The organism is Asanoa sp. NPDC050611, from assembly GCF_040654855.1.
In the GTDB taxonomy this organism is placed as follows: domain Bacteria; phylum Actinomycetota; class Actinomycetes; order Mycobacteriales; family Micromonosporaceae; genus Asanoa.
In genome coordinates, this window is record NZ_JBFAIU010000535.1 from 1 (window position 1) to 3,400 (window position 3,400).

The following is a 3,400-nucleotide window of genomic DNA, read 5'->3' on the forward strand; positions in this document are numbered from 1 at the left end:
GGTGGTGGCGAGCACGAGGGCTTGGCGAGGTCTGGAAGAGACCGCCATGCCGTCCTCCTTCCTTGCCGGACGATCGCGGGCGGGCTGCCTAGCCGGTCAGAGGCTGCTAGCCGGTCACGCACCGCTGACCGGTGAGCGCCGCCAAACGGTGAGCGCCGCCAAACGGTGAGCGCCGCCAAACGGTGAGCGCCGCCAAACGGTGAGCGCCGCCAAACGGTCAGAGGCCGCCAAACGGTCGGCGCCGCCAAACGGTCAGAGGCCGCGGCGGCGTCGGCGCATTGCCAGGACCGTGGTGACCGCGCCGGCCAGTAGGCCCGCGGCCAGCGTCGACGGCACCGCCACGCGGGCAGCCTTGCGCCCGGTGCGGAAGTCGCGCATCTCCCAGCCCTGCTCCCGGGCCTCCCGCCGCAGGCCGCTGTCGGCGTTGACCGCCACCGCGGTGCCGACCGCGGAGAGCATCGGCAGGTCGTTGATCGAGTCGCTGTACGCGGTGCACCGCCGCAGGTCGAGCCCTTCGACGTTGGCGAGCTGCGTGATCGCGTCGGCCTTCGCGGGCCCGTGCATGAGGTCGCCGACCAGGCGGCCCGTGTAGGCACCGTCGATCACCTCGGCCACCGTGCCGATCGCGCCGGTCAGCCCGAGTCGCTGCGCGATGACCCGCCCGATCTCGACGGGCGCCGCGCTGACCAGCCAGACCCGTTCGCCGGAGTCGAGGTGGAGCTGGGCCAGGGACCGGGTCCCGGCGAAGATCCGCGGTGCCATCAGCTCGTCGAAGATCTCTTCGGTGAGCCGCTCGATGTCGTCGACCCGCCAGCCCTCGATGAACGCCAGGGCGACCTTCTTGGCCTGCGACATGTCGCCGGCGTGCTCGGCCGCGAGCAGCCGGAACCGCGCCTGCTGCCAGGCGAACCGGGCGAGGTCGCTGGTGGTGAAGTAGCGCCGGGCGGCCAGGCCGCGGGCGATCCAGTAGATCGAGGCACCCTGGAGCATCGTGTTGTCGATGTCGAAGAACGCGGCCGCGCTCTTGTCGACGTCGACCGTGAGTGCCGCTTCGAGCTCGGCCTCGGCCCAGCCCGCGGTGTGGCCGTGCGCGTCCGTGCTGATGGTCAGCCGGTGCTCCGATGCCACCACGCAGCTACCTCCCGATCGACCTCGGCCCGCAAACCGAGGGTATCCGCCCGAACGCGCCACTTCAGCGATCGAGGCGTTCCCCGAGGTGGGGAACGCCTCGAACGAGTTAACCGAGGAGGGTGGGCCGGCTCAGGGCACGATGCCGCCGAGCAGGTCGCCGAGGTCTTCGACGATGTTGCCGCTCTTGCTCGGGGTAGGTGTCGGTGTCGGCGCCGGGCTGGATCCGGCGACGCCGGGCCGGTCGGCCGAGCCGGGGGCGGCCGGCGCGCCGGAGGTGCCGGGCTGCGGGTCGGTCTTCTCGGGCCGCACGTTCTCGTCGGCGCGACCACTGGTGCCGGGCTGCGTCGTGTCGGCCGGCGCGTCGGCCGGAGCGCTGCCCGCGGGGCAGGCACCCGGCAGCGGGCCCAACGCGTCGGAACCCTTGGCGTCGGCACCGCACTCGAGACCACGGCGCAGCTCGTCGCTCCGCTTCTCGACCGAGAGCAGCAGGGTGACGGAGGCCATCGCCCGCTCACGGCGGTCATCGGTCGTGGTGCCGAGCAGGTCGGTGACCTCGGTGCGCTGGTGCTTGAGGAACGCGTCGATCGCGTCCAACGCCGCCGCCTCGTGCCGCTGGGTCGCGGTCGTCGCGAGCAGCCGGACACCTTCGGTGGTGTTGGCGTCCATGTCGTTGAGCGCGCTGGTGAACCCGTCGCCCTCGCGGACCGCGCGGGCCTCGTTGAGGCGGTTGCGGGCGAAGTCGAGGAACAGCTGGCCCTTGGACAGGTCTGAGCTGGCCAGGGCGAGCTGGGCCCGCTCCGTGGACCGCTTGACACCGTAGAGCGCGTCGCCGGGCACGGCGTTCTCGCTGGCCGCCGACATGCCGGAGATGGCGATCGCGCCGACGGCGACGCCGGCCAGGATCGCGCCACGGGTGCGGATCCGGCGGGCCCGCTGCTTCGGCGCGGTGTTGGCCGCGGCCCGGAACGCCTCGAGGTCGACCGTCGCGCCGGTGTCGGCGATGTTGCCGATCCCTTCGCGCTCGGCCGCGGCGACGAGCATCGCCCGCAGGCCCATCCGGAACTCGGGGTCGACGTCGACGTCGACCGATTGTTTGAGCGCCGACACCCGATGCCCGACAGCCACGACATCGGCAAGATCGTTGTCGACCGGAGACCGTACGTGGTGACGACGGCCGCCGTGGGCCTCGTCGAGAAGCTGGGCGAAGCGCTCGGCGCGCCGCCGGTGGAAGAGCACGGAGTTCACCGCGGGCACCCCCCTTCGCTGGTTACGACAATGGTGCCGGGATGGAAACCCATCACCGGACGCATCGAGTCCAACGGTCGTAAGGCACGAAAAGTTACGGGGCACCCGCCACCCGTCACGGTTGGAACCCGTCGGGTAGCAGGCGGGCGAGGGCTCTGACCGCCCGGTATTGCAACGCCTTGATCGCGCCCTCGTTCTTGCCCATGGCCTGCGCGGTCTCGGCCACGGAGAAGCCCTGCAGGAACCGCAGCACGATGCACTCCTGCTGCTCGGGATTGAGCTGCTTCACTGCCGTGAGCAACGCCACATTGGTGATGTGGTCGACGACGGCGGCCTCGGGGCTGCCCTCGGGACCGCGGTCCTCGCGGTCGGCGTCGAGAACGTCGCCGGTGGTCACCTCGAGCCGGTAGCGGCCGGACTTGAAGTGGTCGGCGACCAGGTTGCGGGCGATCGTGACCAGCCAGGCGCCGAGGTCGCGGCCCTGCCACGTAAAGCTGCCGATGCGCTTGAGGGCGCGCAGGAACGTGTCGGACGTCAGGTCCTCGGCGAGCTGCCGGTTGCCGACCCGGAAATAGACGAACCGGAAGACGGTGTCGACGTAGCGGTCGTAGATCAACCCGAACGCCTCGGCCTCGCCGGCCTGCGCCCGCTCGACCAGGGTCCAGACCTCGGTGGCCGGGTCGGACGGGTCGGGGCGGGAGGGGTACTGCGTCGGCGCGCCACCGGACCCGCCGGTGCGCTGCTCGGCGATCGGCGGCACCGCGGGCAGCACCGTCGTGGTCTCGGCCTCCGCGGGACTCTGCCCGGGGCCCGGCTGGGCCGGCATGGTCGGGCGGTTGGGTGCGCCGACCCGGCTGCCGTTGACCTGCTTGGCGTTGCTGCCCGGACCGATCGGACGGCCGGGCAGGTCGGTGTGCGGGCGGTTGCGGGTCCGCCGGGCGCCCCCGTCGGCCACCGGCGTGCCGTGCCGGGCTCCGCGGTGCCTTCCTGGCATACGCTCGACAGGGCGGAAGCGCGGGAGGTC

The 3,400-nt window shown here is 72.1% G+C and carries 2 protein-coding genes and 1 pseudogene; all 3 read right to left on the reverse strand.

What is annotated here, in order from left to right:
* Positions 1-252: 252 nt before the first annotated feature.
* Complete coding sequence (locus tag AB0H87_RS39720; protein ID WP_360158337.1) at positions 253-1,128, reverse strand: HAD-IB family hydrolase; 876 nt, start codon at positions 1,126-1,128, stop codon at positions 253-255.
* A gap of 381 nt (positions 1,129-1,509) precedes the next feature.
* Positions 1,510-2,376: pseudogene (locus AB0H87_RS39725) on the reverse strand (DUF5667 domain-containing protein); the annotation flags it as partial.
* 115 nt (positions 2,377-2,491) lie between these two features.
* Positions 2,492-3,331, reverse strand: a complete 840-nt coding sequence (locus tag AB0H87_RS39730; RefSeq protein WP_360158334.1) for an ECF subfamily RNA polymerase sigma factor, BldN family — start codon at positions 3,329-3,331, stop codon at positions 2,492-2,494.
* Positions 3,332-3,400: the final 69 nt, after the last annotated feature.